General features: G+C 70.1%; 15 protein-coding genes and 1 pseudogene. 9 read left to right on the forward strand and 7 right to left on the reverse strand.

Translation table 11 applies throughout. The annotated features are described in order from the left end of the window. Positions 1-353, reverse strand: a pseudogene (locus WS45_RS36470) (highly repetitive protein); the annotation flags it as partial. On the opposite strand from WS45_RS36470, the gene WS45_RS28455 reads away from it, so the two are divergent. The 5 genes from WS45_RS28455 to WS45_RS28475 all read left to right on the forward strand — a co-directional run bounded on the left by WS45_RS28455 (position 298) and on the right by WS45_RS28475 (position 4,728). Then, complete coding sequence (locus tag WS45_RS28455; RefSeq protein ID WP_059690298.1) at positions 298-1,530, forward strand: collagen-like triple helix repeat-containing protein; 1,233 nt, start codon at positions 298-300, stop codon at positions 1,528-1,530. The pseudogene WS45_RS36470 and the gene WS45_RS28455 sit on opposite strands and share 56 nt — an antisense overlap. A gap of 120 nt (positions 1,531-1,650) precedes the next feature. Then, the gene (locus WS45_RS28460) at positions 1,651-2,934 is read left to right on the forward strand and encodes an isoprenylcysteine carboxylmethyltransferase family protein (protein WP_059531926.1); all 1,284 of its coding nucleotides are present in this window, start codon (positions 1,651-1,653) and stop codon (positions 2,932-2,934) included. 234 nt (positions 2,935-3,168) lie between these two features. Beyond that, positions 3,169-3,318 (forward strand): hypothetical protein, encoded by a 150-nt coding sequence (locus tag WS45_RS35450; RefSeq protein WP_156437332.1) that lies wholly within the window; start codon positions 3,169-3,171, stop codon positions 3,316-3,318. Between the two features lie 105 nt (positions 3,319-3,423). Next, the gene (locus WS45_RS28470) at positions 3,424-4,101 is read left to right on the forward strand and encodes a histone acetyltransferase (RefSeq protein WP_179950405.1); all 678 of its coding nucleotides are present in this window, start codon (positions 3,424-3,426) and stop codon (positions 4,099-4,101) included. A gap of 54 nt (positions 4,102-4,155) precedes the next feature. After that, the gene (locus WS45_RS28475; protein ID WP_059702742.1) at positions 4,156-4,728 is read left to right on the forward strand and encodes an NADPH-dependent FMN reductase; all 573 of its coding nucleotides are present in this window, start codon (positions 4,156-4,158) and stop codon (positions 4,726-4,728) included. Positions 4,729-4,764: 36 nt separating this feature from the next. Here WS45_RS28475 and WS45_RS28480 read toward each other — a convergent pair whose 3' ends face one another. From WS45_RS28480 to WS45_RS28495, 4 genes are read right to left on the reverse strand one after another with little or no spacing between them, the layout of a single operon-like run. Continuing rightward, positions 4,765-5,400: a DUF2894 domain-containing protein gene (locus tag WS45_RS28480; protein ID WP_059702744.1), complete on the reverse strand. Its 636-nt coding sequence runs from the start codon at positions 5,398-5,400 to the stop codon at positions 4,765-4,767. Next, entirely contained in the window at positions 5,397-6,041 is a 645-nt protein-coding gene (locus tag WS45_RS28485) for an OmpA family protein (RefSeq protein WP_059531940.1), read from the reverse strand. The genes WS45_RS28480 and WS45_RS28485 overlap by 4 nt, the downstream gene beginning before the upstream one ends. A 3-nt stretch (positions 6,042-6,044) precedes the next feature. Then, entirely contained in the window at positions 6,045-9,092 is a 3,048-nt protein-coding gene (locus WS45_RS28490; RefSeq protein ID WP_059702747.1) for a DUF802 domain-containing protein, read from the reverse strand. A gap of 10 nt (positions 9,093-9,102) precedes the next feature. Continuing rightward, on the reverse strand, positions 9,103-9,852 hold the full coding sequence (locus WS45_RS28495; RefSeq protein ID WP_059702749.1) for a DUF3348 domain-containing protein: 750 nt from the start codon (positions 9,850-9,852) through the stop codon (positions 9,103-9,105). Positions 9,853-10,306: 454 nt separating this feature from the next. Here WS45_RS28495 and WS45_RS28500 point away from each other — a divergent pair, with 454 nt between their 5' ends. After that, positions 10,307-11,518, forward strand: coding sequence for a hypothetical protein (locus WS45_RS28500; RefSeq protein ID WP_059531953.1), 1,212 nt, complete (start codon positions 10,307-10,309; stop codon positions 11,516-11,518). Positions 11,519-11,642: 124 nt separating this feature from the next. On the opposite strand, the gene WS45_RS28505 is transcribed toward WS45_RS28500, so the two are convergent. Beyond that, positions 11,643-12,281 carry a LysE family translocator gene (locus WS45_RS28505; RefSeq protein ID WP_059702751.1) on the reverse strand — a complete coding sequence of 213 codons (639 nt, stop codon included), beginning with the start codon at positions 12,279-12,281 and terminating at the stop codon, positions 11,643-11,645. Positions 12,282-12,433: 152 nt separating this feature from the next. Here WS45_RS28505 and WS45_RS28510 point away from each other — a divergent pair, with 152 nt between their 5' ends. From WS45_RS28510 to WS45_RS28520, 3 genes are all read left to right on the forward strand, one after another. Further along, positions 12,434-12,898, forward strand: coding sequence for a GNAT family N-acetyltransferase (locus tag WS45_RS28510; protein ID WP_059702753.1), 465 nt, complete (start codon positions 12,434-12,436; stop codon positions 12,896-12,898). Further along, on the forward strand, positions 12,898-13,473 hold the full coding sequence (locus WS45_RS28515) for a hypothetical protein (RefSeq protein ID WP_059690307.1): 576 nt from the start codon (positions 12,898-12,900) through the stop codon (positions 13,471-13,473). The genes WS45_RS28510 and WS45_RS28515 overlap by 1 nt, the downstream gene beginning before the upstream one ends. Positions 13,474-13,635: 162 nt before the next feature. Then, positions 13,636-15,012 carry an FAD-containing oxidoreductase gene (locus WS45_RS28520; RefSeq protein ID WP_059702755.1) on the forward strand — a complete coding sequence of 459 codons (1,377 nt, stop codon included), beginning with the start codon at positions 13,636-13,638 and terminating at the stop codon, positions 15,010-15,012. Positions 15,013-15,073: 61 nt separating this feature from the next. Here WS45_RS28520 and WS45_RS28525 read toward each other — a convergent pair whose 3' ends face one another. Beyond that, on the reverse strand, positions 15,074-15,967 hold the full coding sequence (locus WS45_RS28525) for an SDR family oxidoreductase (RefSeq protein ID WP_059702756.1): 894 nt from the start codon (positions 15,965-15,967) through the stop codon (positions 15,074-15,076). Positions 15,968-16,057: the final 90 nt, after the last annotated feature.

The following is a 16,057-nucleotide window of genomic DNA, read 5'->3' on the forward strand; positions in this document are numbered from 1 at the left end:
ACCTCGGGCACTTCCGGTACCTCGGGCACTTCCGGCACCTCGGGCACTTCCGGTACCTCGGGCACTTCCGGTACCTCGGGCACTTCCGGTACCTCGGGTACCTCCGGCACTTCCGGCACGTCGGGCACCTCCGGTACCTCGGGCACTTCCGGCACCTCGGGCACTTCCGGCACCTCCGGCACCTCGGGCACCTCCGGCACCAACGTCACCCCGCTCGGCAACGTCATCCAGCAAACCGGCACGCTCGTCACGGCACTCGGCACGACGGTCGCGAACGGCGGTTCGCAGATCGGCGGCGTGCAAGTTCCGGGCACGAACCCGACGACGGCCACCAGCATCGGCAACGCGGTCACCAGCCTCGGCAACGGCGTGCAGTCGCTCGGCAACGGCGTCGCGGCCGGCCTCGGCTCGATCGGCGTGTCGCCGAACCCGCTCGGCCCGACGCTCACGTCGACCACCGGCCTGCTGACCGGCGCCGGCAGCGCGGTCAACAACCTCGGCAACGCGGTGACGAGCCTCGGTACCGGTCCGCTGTCGCCGCTCGCGCCGGCGACGACCCTGGTCGGCAGTCTGGTCAACACGGTCGGCACCGCGGTCAACTCGACCGCATCGGCGCTGAACACCGCGCTGAACAGCGCGCCGGTCCAGCAACTCGAGACGCAGCTCGGCAGCGTGATCAACCCGATCACGAACACGCTGACCGGCGGCGTCACGACGCCTGGCGCCACGCAGATGCTCGGCGGCGCGACCCTGCTCGGCGCTCCGCTCAGCGGCCTGCTGAACACACTCGGCAGCGGCCTCGGCCTCGCCGGTACGCAGGTCGGCAACGCGACCGGCAACCCGGTCGGCACGAGCGCAGGCAGCAGCGTGTCCCAGCTCGGCAACACGGTGTCGTCGGCTGGCGGCCTGCTGTCCGGCGGCAGCTCCAGCAGCGGCACCAACCCGCTCGCGCCGATCACCGGCCTGCTCGGGACGCTGACGGGCGGGCTCGGCGGCGGCAGCAGCTCGAGCGGCTCCGGCGGCACCAGCGGGACGAGCGGCACCAGCGGCGGCCCGCTCGCGCCGATCACGGGCCTTCTCGGCACGGTGACGGGCGCGCTCGGCGGTCTCGGTTCGAGCGGTACGGGCGGCACCAGCGGCACGAGCGGTACCAGCGGCTCGGGCATCGGCGGCCTGCTTGCACCGGTCACCGGCCTCGTCAACTCGCTGACGCCGCTTGGCGCAAGCCTCACCGGCACGGTCACGACACCGGGCGGCAACCTGACCGGCAACCTCGGCGGTGCGCTGACGAGCGGCCCGGTCGGCACGCTGACGGGCTCGCTGACCTCGCCGGCCGGCGCGCTCGGTGCGCTCGGCACGGCCAGCCCGGGCGGCGCGGCCGGCACGGTGACGACGCCGTCCGGCAGCGGCGCCGTCACGGCCGGCCTCACCGGCAGTTCGAACGGCACCACCACGGCTGGCGCGACCAACCTGCTGGCACCGGTGACGAACCTGCTCGGCGGTCTGCTCGGCGCCGTCCCGAAGAAGTAACGCTTCACCTATCAGAACCACAGGCCAGTGGCCGGGCACATACCAATCCAAAGCCCGGCCGACGGCCGGCGCCACCCGCCAGGCGGGGGCGCCGGCCCTCATCCCGACGAGGATCCGATCATGAACTCCACGCTCGACGGCATCGCCGCGGTCCAGGACCGCCCGCCCCGTTCCGCCACGCCATTCCGCGCGGGCCTGCTCGGCATCGCGGCCGGCCTCTTCGCGCTGTGGATCACGCGCGACCAGCCGAACCTCGACGCGGCCACGCGCGCGGTCATCGCGAGCCTCGCGATCATCGGCACGATCGCGCTGCACGAAATCTTCATCTCGCGCGTCTACCTGCGCCCGAGCGCGGGACTGTCGCGGCAGGCCGTGCGCCCGCTCGGGCTCGCTCGCGTCGCGACGCGGCTCGGCGCGCTGACGTCGATCTACGCCGGCATCGGCATGATCTACTGGCTGCTGCCCGAATATCACGGCGCGTTCTACCTGCCGTTCTGGTCGCTGCTGCGCTCGCTCGCGCCGTACGTGATCGTCGCCGCGCCGTTCTACTTCGCGTGGATGGATCGCCACCAGCGCGAAACCGACGACGCGTACCTGCTGTGGGGCCGCTACCTGTTTCGCCGCGAGAAGCCCGCGAGCTGGCAGCCCGTGCGCGAGATGCTCGCCGGCTGGGGCGTGAAGGCGTTCTTCCTGCCGCTGATGACCGTCTACCTGTCGAAGGATGCCGATCACCTGAGTGCGTCGCTTGCGAACGCGCTGCACGCGCCGATGACGCTCGCGACGTTCGTATTCCTGTACGACCTGTCGTTCACGATGGACCTGATGTTCGGCACCGTCGGCTATCTGTGCACGTTCCGCATCCTCGACAGCCACGTGCGCACCGTCGAGCCGACCACGCTCGGCTGGGTCGCCGCGCTGATGTGCTACCAGCCGTTCTGGTCGCTGATCTCGAACAACTACATCCGCTACGAAGGCTCGCTGTTCTGGGACAACTGGCTGCTGTCCGCGCCGACGCTGCGCGTGATCTGGGGTGCGGCGATCATCCTGCTGCTGATGACCTACGCGCTGTCGACGATCTCGTTCGGGCTGCGTTTCTCGAACCTCACGAACCGCGGCATCATCACGTCGGGCCCGTATCGTTTCACGAAGCATCCGGCGTACATCACGAAGAACCTGTCGTACTGGATGGTGTCGGTGCCGTTCGTCGAACCGCTCGGCTGGCAGGTCGGGCTCATGCACTGCGCGGGGCTCGTCGCGGTCAATCTGATTTACTACACGCGGGCGAAGACGGAGGAGCGTCATTTGATGCGTGATCCTGACTATCGCGCGTATGCCGAGTGGATCGCGCAGCATGGGTTGTTCGCGCGAATCAGGCAGGCGTTCGGGGTGCGGCAGGCGGTGTGAGGCGGCGACGGGCAGCCGGGCAGTATGTGATTTCGAGACAACCGCCGGCAAACGGCATCGACACGCGCGCCCCCTTGCGACCAATTGTCGCGAAACACCCCGATTCGCCGCGTTTCGTCGCTTTTCTCCCGCAGTCCGATTGCCCGCCCCGTGCTCGTCGCGTATGGTGCTGACCGTCCGCGCGCCTGCCGCCCGGACCTCCGACCGTCGTCCCGCACGACGGCCGCGCGGGCCGTGCCCGCCATCACCGTCTCCGCGGCGCCGCATTCGGCGCCGCGCGTTCATGAGGAGAGAGGCGTGATCCACAAAGTCCTGATCCTGTTCGCACTCTGCATCGCAGGCCTCGCCGCGATCGCCGCCGGTTTCCAGCACATCCCCAGCTGATTCGCGGCCCCGGCTCGCTCGCCGAGCCCGGGGGCCGCTGCCATTTCCTTTTCCCGTTTGCGATGAACCCCTTTCTCGATGCGCCCGGGACGGGCGCCTTTTGCCATGCGTATCGACGTACAGCATTCCCAGCACGACATCGACGATGAACTCGACACGCTCTACGCGCGTCTGCACCAGCCGGGCCATCGCCTGCACGGCCTGCCGGCCGTCGCGCTCGGCGACTCGGGCCTGATCGTCCGCCACCGCGAGGCCGACGGCGAATACTTCCTTTACGTCGAGGATCCGTCGGCCCGGCAGCTCGCCGGCTACACGATCTTCAACCGGCTCCCCGAACTGCCGCGCCGCGCGGACCGCTACCTGCGCGCGCCGCACACGCGGCTGCGCGGGTCCGCGCAACGCAAGGGGCTCGCGACGACGCTGTATCGATGGGGCCTCGACGCGGGCCTGTGCCTGATCAGCGGCGCACGTCAGTCGATCGGCGCGGCGCAGCTCTGGACCGCGCTCGCGCACGACTACCGGCACGGCTTCGTCGACGTCGAAGGCCGCGCGCTGCGCTATCTCGGCGAGGCCGTCGCGGACGACGTGTACGGTGCGCTGCATACGCGCCGGCTGTTGCTCGGCAACGGATGGACACTCGGCGACCTGACGCGCGTAACCGGGATGATCGATACGCTCGCCGCGGAGCGTCAGGACGTGAAGTTTTCGCGGGAAGGACGCGACTGGCATCGCCTGCACCGCATCGCGAACGCGCGCCACGTCGCTCACGCACCGATGAGATAATCCGTCGGATTCGCGCGGCGTCGCCGCGCAAGCCACCCTCCCCGACGCTCCTTGATGGCTACCGAACTCCGAACCGATTCCGAACGCCGCATCGACATCGTCGCGCTGTGCGGCAGCCTTCGTGCGCAGTCGTACAACGCGGCGCTGCTGGACGCAGCCGCACGCGTCGCGCCGCGCGGGATGCGCATTACGCGTTTCGATCGTCTCGGCGAGTTTCCGCTGTTCAATCCCGATACCGAATATCCGTCGCCGGCCGCGGTGCGCGACCTGATCGAGCGGCTGAACGCGGCGGACGGCGTGCTGATCGCGAGCCCGGAATACGCGCACGGCGTGACGGGCGTGATGAAGAATGCGCTGGACTGGGTCGTGGGATGCGAGGCCGTGGTGTACAAGCCGGTCGCGGTATTGAACGCGTCGCCGCGCGCGACGCATGCGGACGCGGCGCTGCGCGAAACGCTGTCGGTGATGTCGGCGTGCATCGTCGAGCGCGCGTCGATCACGTTGCCGATCCTCGGCAGCCGGCTCGACGCGGCGGGCATCGCCGCGCATCCGCCGTTCGCGTCGGCGCTGACCGACGCGCTGCACGCGCTGCGCGCGGCGATCGACGCACAGGCGCCGGGTCGCTAGACGACAACCCGCGCGGCGGCCGGCCGAAGGCGTGCGTTATCGCGCCTTGGCGCGCGTGGTCTTCCTCGCGGGTTTCGTCGGCTTCGCGACCTTCGCGCGCGGCGCTTCCTTCTCGGGCTGAGCGCCGCCGCCGGCGAGATCCTCGAGCCACGCCAGCGCATCGATGTACGACATGAATTGCTGCAGGTATTCCGGCGACAATTCGCGCATCGTCGCGAGCGACCGATGCACGAGACTGTTCGAATTGAGCGGCCCCGCGTTGCGCGGCACCTGGTCGAGCGACTGGCGATACTGCTGTTCGGTGCGGACCTTCGACCACGTCGTGCGGAAGTAGTCGATCAGTTCGGGATCGATCCCGCTTCGATCGGCCTGCGCATCGCGCGCGAGCTGCTCGACGAGCCCGCCGAGCAGGCCGCGCGCGGGCGCCCGGGCGGCGGCTTGCGCCGTCTCGCTCGCGGCTGCCGTCTCACCGGCTCGCGAGACGATCTCCGCAAACCCTTCCAGCAGCGTCGCGAGCCGCGCATCGAGCAACGCGCGCGCGTCGCCGTCGAGCACGGCCGCGCGCTTTTCGAGCGCGTCGAGCCGATGGAAGCGCACCTGATCCAGCCGGTCGGCGCCCTGCTCGCGCCACGCGTCGAGCGTCGCGCGCACATGCGTCGCGTCGTCCGTCACTTCGCCTTCCCTCCGCTCGATGCGGTCTTGCGCGGCACCGGCGCGATCTCCACGCGGCGGTTCTTCGCGCGGCCTTCATCGTCCGCATTCGAGCTGACCGGCTGCTCGGAGCCGAACGCGGCCGCGAACACCGACGGCGCCGGCACGCCGGCGTCGATCAGCGCACGCGTGACCGTCAGCGCGCGCTTGGCCGACAGTTCCCAGTTGTCCGCGAACTGGCGGTTGCCGGCGCGCACCTGCTGGTCGTCGGCGAAGCCGCTGATCATCAGGATCTCGTCGCGCGTCTTCAGGTACGCGGCCAGCGGCGCGGCGAGCGTCTTCAGCAGATCGCGGCCCTCGGGCTGCAGCTGGTCGGAGTTCAGCGCGAACAGCACGTTGCCGCTGATGCCGATGCGTCCGTTTACGAGCGTCACGCGGCCGGCCGCGAGCGGCCCGGCGAGCGCCTCTTCGAGCGACTTGCGCTGCTGCGCCTCCTGCTGGCGCGCGCGCACGGCTTCCTCGAGCTTCGACGTGAGCTGCAGCTGCATGCCGATCACGCCGACGAGGATCAGCACGAATGCACCGAGCAACACCGACATCAGGTCGGCGAACGCGGGCCATACCGGCGCGGAAGGCGCGCCGTCGTCGATTTCGTCGTGCATGCGTTACGCTCCGACCGATGCCCGCCGACCGGCGATCTGCTGCAGGTCCTCGACGATCTGCTTCTGCGACATCATGCTCAGATCGATCACCTCGCGCGCCTGCGCGACGTAGTACTCGAGCTGCTCGTCGCTGCGCGCGAGCGATTTCTCGAGCGCGGCCTCGATACGCTGCAGGTGGTTCAGCAGCTTGTCGTTCGATTCGCCGAACACCTGCACGGCCGCACCGAATGCATCGCCGAGGCTCGCGACCTCGACCGCCCCCGCCGTGACCTGCGCGGCCACCGAATCGAGCTTGCGCGTTTCGGCGTCGACGGTGTCGTTGAAGCGCGCGCCGACGCGGTCGAGCAGGTCGGCCGACGTGCTGACGAGCGCGTCGATCGCGGTGCGCTGCTCGGTCGACGCGTGGTTGACCGCGCCGAGCAGCGTCTCGAGCGTCGCGAGCAGGCGGCTGCGCTCCTCGAGCATCGCGGTGTCGCGCACCATGCTGTCGGACAGACGCTGGCGCAGCTCGGCGACGACGTCGGCCGCGGCCTTCGGCGCTTCGGATGCGGCCTGCACGAGGCGCGAGATTTCGTTGATCGTGTCGCTCGCGTGCACCTGCGCCTGGGCCGTGATGTCGTTCGCGGTGCGGGTCAGCGTGTCGCAGATGTCCTGCTGGCGCGTCGCGGCCTGCGCGCTCGTCCGCGCCCATTCGTCGCGCAGCGCGGCGGCCATGGCAGCGAGCGAGTCGTTCCATGCGGACAGGCGTGCTTCGTCGCGTTCGGCCAATTGCGTTTGCAGGCTTGCGTGCGATTCGCGAATCGTCGACAGCAGGTCGTTCGAACGTTGTTCGAACGTGGACGCCTGTGCCGTGAGATCGCGTGTCGTTTGCGCGAGCGCGTCGCAGATTTCCTGCTGACGGCCCGCGCTATGCACGCCTGCGCGCTGCCATTCGTCGCCGAGCTTCGTCGCCATCGCGGCCAGCGACGCATTCCACGCCGCCAGACGTTCTTCGTCACGCGCGGCCAGTTGCGTTTGCAGGCCCGCGTGCGATTCGCGAATCGTCGACAACAGGTCGTTCGAACGTTGTTCGAACGTGGACGCCTGTACGGTGAGATCGCGCGTCGTTTGCGCCAGCGCATCGCAGATTTCCTGCTGTCGGCCCGCGCTGTGCACGCCCGCACGTTGCCACTCGTCGCTGAGCTTCGTCGCCATCGCGGCCAGCGACGCATTCCACGCCGCCAGACGTTCTTCGTCGCGCGCGGCCAGTTGCGTTTGCAGGCCCGTGTGCGATTCGCGAATCGTCGACAGCAGATCGTTCGAGCGTTGTTCGAACGTGGACGCTTGCGCGGTCAGATCGCGCGTCGTCTGCGCGAGCGCGTCGCAGATTTCCTGCTGACGGCCCGCGCTGTGCGCGCCCGCGCGCTGCCATTCGTCGCCGAGCTTCGTCGCCATCGCCGCCAGTGAAGCATTCCACGTCGCCAGACGTTCTTCGTCACGCGCGGCCAGTTGCGTTTGCAGGCCCGTGTGCGATTCGCGAATCGTCGACAACAGGTCGTTCGAACGTTGTTCGAACGTGGACGCTTGCGCGGTCAGATCGCGCGTCGTCTGCGCCAGCGCATCGCAGATTTCCTGCTGACGGCCCGCGCTGTGCGCGCCCGCGCGCTGCCATTCGTCGCCGAGCTTCGCGGCCATCGCGGTCAGCGACGCATTCCACGCCGTCAGGCGTTCCTCGTCGCGCGCGGCCAATTGCGTTTGCAGCGCCGCATGCGACTCGCGCATCGCGGCAAGCGCCGCGCCCGAATGCCGCTCGAACGTCGCGGCGGCTTCGCCGAGCGCCTGCGCATGCTGGCCGGCCAGCGTCTCGCCGACCTGCTCCTGGCGCGCGAGCGCATCGCGCCACGCATCGGACAACCGGCTTTCGGTCGATTCGAGGCGCGTCGCGACGCCGTCGAGCAGGTCCGTCGAACGCTGCGCGAAGGTGTCGGTGAACTGGCCGAGCGTCGTTTGCAGTTGCTGCGCGACGGCATCGCCCGCGCGGCGCTGCTCGTCGAGCGCGCGATTCCAGACGGCCGTCACGTTCCCGGTGGTCTTCTCGAAACCGTCGGTCAGCCCGTCGAGCTGACGCTGCACGGCGCCCGTCACGGTGTCGCGCAGCGCGGCCATCTCCTGCGCGAGCCCCGCCATCGTCGCCGCGACGACCGGCTGCAACGCGGCACCGGCCACGCGCGCGCTCTCGGCGGCGCTTTCCTTCAGCGCGTCGCCGACGTTCGATGCCAGGCCCGCATACGCGCGCTCGGTCCGATCGAAGAACGCCTGCTGGCTTTCGATCTGGCGATCGTGCAGCGCGACGCTGCGCGCCTCGAGCGTCGTCATCATCGTCTGGAGCCGGTCGACCAGCGCCGGCATCACGTCGGCCTGGCGCTGCAGCAGCCGGAACGATTCGTCGCGCTGGTGCGCGGACGAATGCACGCGCAGCGTCGTCGCGATCTTCGCGTCGAGCTGCTGGCCCGCGTCGAGCCGTTCGCGGCGCACGAGCGCGGACAGAAGGCCGAGCATCGCGGACGTCGCGACACCCGCGATCGACGTGCCGAACGCAAAACCGAGCCCCTTCACCGGCGCGATCAGCGACGCGCGGATCGCGTCGAGGTCGGTCGCGCTTTCGAGCGCGGCGCCCGTACCCTTCAGCGTCACGACCATCCCGAGCAGCGTGCCGAGCATGCCGAGCAGCACGAGCAGGCCGACCAGATACGGCGTGAGCGACGGCCCCGGCAGCGCGACGCGCGCGCCTTCGACGCGTGCCCGCACGGCCCCGCGCAGGCCCGGCGGCAGCGTATCGAGCCACGTGTCGAGCTTCGCCGGCGGTTCGGTCAGGCCGGCCACCGCGCGCGACAGCGCGGCGGTGGCCTGCCGGTAGCGCCGCAGTTCCCACGCACCGGCGACGTAGCACGCGCCGATCAGCAGCGTGACGGCCGTCGCGAGCGGGTTCGACGCGATATAGCCGACGCCGATCCAGCACACTGCGAGCAGACCGGCGATGAAGACAACGAGATCAAGACGAATTCTGGACATAGCGTAGGGATTAGCAGGTACGAAGGGCCGCGAGCAGCCCGTCTACCGTTTGAAACCGGACTTCGAGTTCGGCGAGCAGGATGCTTTGCATCTCGTTGCGGAACGTGTCGAGCCACGTGCCGGGCACGATCGCCGCGACGGACGGTGCGTCGCCGTCGGCATCGGCGTCGGCCGCCGCTTGCGCGTCGGCGAGCGCCTGCCGTTCCGCGTCGCGCAGCCGCTCGAAGCGCGTGCCGAGCAGCGCGGGCACGGCGGACAGCAGGCTGCGCTCGCGCGCGCCGAGCACGCGCTCCATGATCGCGTCGAGCGTCGCGAGCCGCGCCATCCCGGACGAGCGCGCGGCGACCGCGACCCGCAGGCGGCCGCGCAACTGGCCGATCGCGGTCTCCATTTCCTGCTGGAGCGACAGACAGCTCTGGCGGAAATCGGCGAAGTCGGCCGTCTCGGCGGGCGGCGGCGGCAACTCGCCGGGGCGCCGCCGCGTGCGCGGGCGGTGGGCGGCCGTGATCGCCTGCGCGAGGTCGTGGCGCACGCGCGCGCAGTCACGCTCCGCGTCGTAACCACGCACGCCGGCCGCGACGCCGGGCGGGCTCGCATTCAGCGCGGACGACAGCGTGATCGCGTCGGTCCAGCCGAGCCACTGGCTCAGGCGGTCCGACAGCGTCTGCCGGGATTCCGCGACGTCGGCATCGGTCAGGCGCGCGAGCAGCCGGACGAGCGTCGGGCCGCTCAGTGCCGGGCGCGGGGGTGCTTGCACCATGCTGCAAACCGTCAAAAAAGGCAGCAGTTTACACGTCGTCGGGAGGTCGACCGCCAGAATCGGGGAAGCGGCCCGCCCCGGCATGCCGCCCAACCGGCCCGAACGCCCGCAGCACAAGGCTCGCGGGCCGATCGCCTGGGATTCCCGGTGCGCCGGCGCGGCGCCGGCCACGCATCCGGACGGTCTCCGAAGCCGCCCCGGCGGGCGCCGGTTCACGCCGGACCATAATGTTCGCGCGCATGCGTTTCCGTCACTGACGTGCGGTACCATCGCGACACCCGCCGCGCGATTCGCGCCCGATGCGGGCCCGCGTCGATTTGCAGCCGGCGCGCGGGCCGCCGGACGCACATGGATATCCGGCCGATATCCGCGGGACGCAGGCGGCGCCCCGGGAGACGGGCGCCGCCGCCCATGACAACGACTGATAACAGACGGGCCTGCCCGACCGCTCACGATGCTTTCCGACTTCGTCGCGCGCCTGCGCGAGCGCTTCAGCAAACCGCCAACCCGGCAGGATTTCGCCGCCCGCCTGATCGCCGCGCTGCGCGCGACCGGCGACACGCGCGAGTGGCTTCACGAGGACGACAAGGGCCGTCTCGTGCAAGCGGATGTCCCGTCGAACATCATCAACCTGCACAACCTGTTCCGCGACTACGCGGACGCGAAGCCGGCCGAGCGCGAAGCGACGCTGCAGCGCCAGGCGAGCGCGATGATGCAGCACGAGATTCCGGCGAACTTCGCGGACGTCCGCGCGCGGCTGCGCCCCGTGATCCGCAGCGCGACCGAGCGCGGCACGGTCGCGCTGCAGCTCGCCGGGCAGCCCGCCGCGTCGGAAGTCGCGTTCCGGACGCTGTGCGAGAACCTCGAGATCGGCATCGCGTACGACGGCGAATTCAGCGTCGCGCGGCTGACGAGCGCACGGCTCGCCGAATGGGGCGTCAGCTTCGACGACGCATGCGACATCGCGATCGACAACCTGCGCGGTGCGTCGTCGACGCCGTGGGCCGCGTTGCGCGACGGCGTGTTCCTGTCGCAGTTCGGCGACTACTACGACGCGGCGCGGCTATTGCTGACCGACCTGCTGCACCGCCAGCCGATCTCCGGCGCGCCGGTGGTGATGGCGCCGAACCGGGCCGTGCTGCTGCTCACCGGCGACCGCAACGCGGCCGGGCTCGCGACGATGGTCGAACTCGCGGAACAGGCGCGCGCGCAGCCGCGTCCGCTGCCGCCGCTGATGCTGCGCTGGGACGGCGCCGCGTGGCGGAATTTCGTTCCGGCAGGGCTGGAAGCGAAGCTGCACGCTTTGCGCGTGGACGAGCTCGCGGGCGACTACCAGGATCAGCGGACGCTGCTTGACGACCTCCACAAGCGGGACGGCATCGACGTCTTCGTGGCGTCGTACACCGTGTACCGGCGGCAGAACGGCGAGCTGTTCAGCGTCGGCGTGTGGAGCGACGGCGTGCCGACGCTGCTGCCCGAGACGGACATCGTCGTGCTCTATCGGGAAGCGACGCGGCAGTCGGCCCACGTGCCGATGGCCGCGCTGCGGGACGCCTGCGGCGACCTGATGACGGCCACCGCGCACCGGCCGGTGCGGTATGAAGTGACGGCGTTTCCGGATGACGCGCGGTTCGCGGCCCTGCTCGAACGGTTTCCGGCGGCGTGACGCGCGCATGCGCGTCCGGGGTGGCGGTGATTCGAAGCCGTGGCTCCATCCGCGACGCCACGTGCCGGAATGACCGGCCGTGGCGGCATGCCGGTCGGGAATGCAACGGCGAGACCGCCTGACGTCAGATCCCCGCCTTCGGCGCGTTCAGGATCAGCCGCAGGCCGAGCAGCGTGATCGCGCCGGCCGCGACGCGATCGACCCACTTCTTCGCGCGCAGGTAGAGTTCGCGCGGCCGGCGGGTCGAAAAGCACAGCGCGACGAGCGTGTACCAGCCGAATTCGACGCCGAACACGAGCGGCGGCAGCGCCAGGTAGCACCAGAGCGGCGGATGCTGCGGCAACAGCGCCGCGAAGATGCTGCCGTACCAGATTGCCGTCTTCGGGTTGCTGAGCTGGGTCGTGAGGCCGGTCCAGAACGACTTGCGCGCGCTGCCGGCGACGACGGCCTGCGAATCGTCCATCGCGATCGGCCGGTCGGCGCCGCGCCAGATATTCGACGCCATGTAGATCAGGTATGCGCCGCCCGCGAGCTTGAGGCCCACGTACAGCCATTCGACCGCCTGCAGCAGCGTGTAGAGCCCGGCCAGCGCGACGCCGCCGAACGCGATCCCGCCGACGCCCATGCCGAGCGCGGTCGCGAGCCCGTCGCGGCGCGACAAGCCGATCGAATTGCGGGCGACCAGCACGAAACTCGGGCCCGGAATCATCGCGCCAAGCCACAGCGCGGCCAGAATGGCGAGTACGGCAGCCGATGCAGTCATCGAAGTCTCCTTGATCAGCGACGCCGAAGCGCCGGCGCCTGCGTGTCGATTCCCGACGGTGAAGTCGACGATTCTGGCACGCTTCGCGGGCCGCCGGAAGCACCCGCGCGCTGCTATGCTGGGTGCCGTTTCCGCCATCGCGCCACGCCCCCATGATCGAGATCCGCGCCGCCCGCTATCCCGACGATGCCGCCGTCGTCGAAGCGATTTTCCGCGAGTACATCGCGAGCCCCGCGGTCAGCCTCGCGTTCCAGGACTATGAGCCCGAGCTCGCCGCGCTGCCGGGAAAATACGCGGCGCCGCGCGGGCAATTGCTGCTCGCATGGCGCGGCGAGCGCGCGGTCGGCTGCGCGGCGTTTCGCGAAATCGACGCGACGACGTGCGAGATGAAGCGGGTGTACGTGCGCCCCGAAGCGCGCGGGCTGAACGTCGGCCGCCAGCTCGTCGAACGGCTGCTGCGCGACGCGCAGGCGGCCGGTTATGCGCGGATGTGTCTCGACGTGCTGCCCGAATTCGCCGCTGCAAGGCAACTGTATGATTCGCTCGGCTTCACGCCCGCGCCGCCGGTGGCGTTCAATCCGGTGCCCGGCACCGCGTTTCTCGGGCGGGATCTGTGATGGGCACGACCGCGCGCCGCGCGCTCCTCGCGCTCCTCGCCGCGCTGTCGCCCGGCGCATGGGCCGACGGCCTGCCGCAATCCATCGCGACGCAACTGCCGTCCGGCTTCCAGCCGCTCGTCGCGCAAGCGGGGCCGGACCTCGGCGAAGGACGGCGCAGCTTTCTCGTCGTCGTGCATCGCGCGGCCGATTCGCGCGGGCAGCCGTCGCCCCGTCCGCTGCTGATCTTCGAGGAGCGGCGCGATCACGCGTACCGGCTCGCCGCGCGCAACGACCACGTGGTCCTGCGCGCGAACGAAGGCGGCCAGTGCGATCCGTTCGATCCGGAAGACGCCGCCGACAGCGGCCTCTCGGTGAAAGGCCGCTATTTCACCGTGCAGAACTTCGTCGCGTGCGGCCAGCACTGGAGCGACTACGTGACGTTCCGCTACGACCCGCGCACGCACGGCTGGCTGTTCGCCAGCGAGATCTACACCGAGTCGTTTCCGCTCGACGACAAGCCCGACGAAGTCACCGTCACGCGCGCCGATGCGCACCGGCCGGTGACGTTCGACCAATGGCGGCGCAAGGACTGAGAAACCGTCGGCGGACCATGTTCCGCCGCTTGCATCGGCGTAACTCGCCTCCCCCCCGCCAACCGGTCTACCATAGGCGCTCGTCGCCGTTCGGACGCGCGCCGACGCGGCATGCGTCTTGCGCGCCCACCTTCCCACGTTGAACCAGCGCAGGAGGACGTCATGACGCAACACTTCGACGCGATCGTCATCGGCACGGGCCAGGCCGGTCCGCCGCTCGCCGCGCGGCTCGCGGGCGCCGGCATGAAAGTGGCGATCGTCGAGCGCGGCCGCTTCGGCGGCACCTGCGTGAACACCGGCTGCATTCCGACCAAGACGCTGATCGCGAGCGCGTACGCGGCGCAGCTTGCACGTCGCGCGGCCGAATACGGCGTGTCGGTCGGCCCCGTCAGCGTCGACATGAAGGCCGTGAAGGCGCGCAAGGACCGGATTTCCGGGCGCTCGAACCACGGCGTCGAACAATGGGTGCGCGGGCTCGAGAACACGACCGTGTTTCAGGGTCATGCCCGATTCGAGCGGGCGAATGCGGTACGCGTCGGCGACGACATGCTCGAAGCCGACCGCATCTTCATCAACGTCGGCGGCCGCGCGCAAATTCCGCCGATGCCGGGCCTCGACTCGGTCCCGTACCTGACCAACTCGACGATGATGGACGTCGACTTCCTGCCCGAGCATCTCGTGATCGTCGGCGGCAGCTACGTGGGGCTCGAATTCGGTCAGATGTACCGCCGCTTCGGCTCGCAGGTGACGATCGTCGAGAAAGGATCGCGTCTGATCCGGCGCGAGGACGAGGACGTCTCGCAGGCCGTGCACGAGATTCTCGCGAACGAAGGCATCGACGTGCAGCTCGATGCGAATTGCCTGACCGCGCGACGCGACGGCGACGGCGTCGCGGTCGGCCTGGACTGCACCGGCGGCCGCCGCGAGGTCGCGGGCTCGCACCTGCTGCTCGCGGTCGGCCGCGTGCCGAACACCGACGATCTCGGGCTCGAGCAGGCCGGCGTCGCGGTCGACGCGCGCGGCTACATCACCGTCGACGATCAACTGCGCACCAACGTCCCCGGCATCTGGGCGCTCGGCGACTGCAACGGACGCGGCGCATTCACGCACACCGCGTACAACGACTACGAGATCGTCGCGGCCAACCTGCTCGACGACGATCCGCGCAAGGTGACCGACCGCATCGCCGCGTACGCGATGTACATCGATCCGCCGCTCGGCCGCGTCGGCATGACGCTCGCGGAAGCGAGGCAGACCGGCCGCCGGTTGCTGGTCGGCACGCGGCCGATGACGCGGGTCGGCCGCGCGGTCGAAAAAGGCGAGAGCCAGGGTTTCATGAAGGTGATCGTCGACGCGGACAACCATGCGATCCTCGGCGCGTCGATCCTCGGCGTGACGGGCGACGAGGTCGTGCACGGGTTGCTCGACGTGATGGCCGCCGGCGCGCCGTACACGACGATCAGCCGCGCGATGCACATCCACCCGACCGTGTCGGAGCTCGTGCCGACGCTGCTGCAGGACCTGCATCCGGTCGAATGACGCGCGACGGGCGTGCCGGCCGAAAACGACGGCACGCCCCGCGCATTCGCGCATTCGCGCATCAGGTCTCGAAGTACCGCGGCCGGTCGATGTCGGCCAGCAGTCCCGGCTGCACCGGTGCCCAGTCGAGCAGCGCGCGCGTGCGCTCGCTCGTTGCGGGCGCATCCATTCCCGCGAACATCGCGAACCAGCCGAAGTGCTCGCCCGCTTGCGCGGCCGATTTCGACACGACCGGCACGTTCAGCCGGCGACCGATCACGTCCGCGATCGCGCGAAACGGCACGCCCGTATCGTCGACCGCGTGATAGCGTGCGCCGGACGCGCCGCGTTCGACCGCGAGCCGGTACACGCGCGCCGCATCGAGCCGGTGCACGGCCGGCCAGCGGTTGCCGCCGTCGCCGAGATACGCCGACGCGCCCTTCTCCCTCGCGAGCGCGATCAGGCGCGGCACGAAGGCGTGATCGCCGTCGCCGTGCACGGACGGCGGCAGGCGCACGACCGACGCGCACACGCCGCGCGCGGCCAGCGCGGCCGCCGTCGCTTCCGACGCGCGCGGATAGGTCGCCGACACCGGCACGTGCGGATCGTCCTCCGTCGCCGCGCGGCCGGGCGCGACGAGCGCGAGGCCCGACGTGACGATCAGTGGCCGCGCCGACCCCGCGAGCGCCGCACCGATCGTCTCGATCGCGCGGCGGTCGAGCTCGCAGTTTTCCGCGAAGCGCGAGAAGTCGTGATTGAACCCCGTGTGGATCACCGCGTCGACGGCCTCGGCGCCGCGCGTCAGGCTGTCGAGATCCTCCAGCGACCCGCGATGCACCTCGGCGCCCGCTGCCGCGACCGCCTCGGCGGCCGCGTCGGAACGCGCGAGACCGAGCACCGCATGCCCGGCGGCCACGAGTTCCGCAACGACCGTGGAGCCGACGAAACCCGACGCTCCCGTTACAAAGACACGCATTTCGACACCTCCGAATGAATGAGAGGCTTACTATCTGTCGACCGTCGCGCGCGGTGAAGACGTGACGGTTTACCGGTAAACGAACTAACA

It is taken from the genome of Burkholderia sp. RF2-non_BP3, from assembly GCF_001522185.1.
Taxonomy (GTDB): domain Bacteria; phylum Pseudomonadota; class Gammaproteobacteria; order Burkholderiales; family Burkholderiaceae; genus Burkholderia; species Burkholderia diffusa.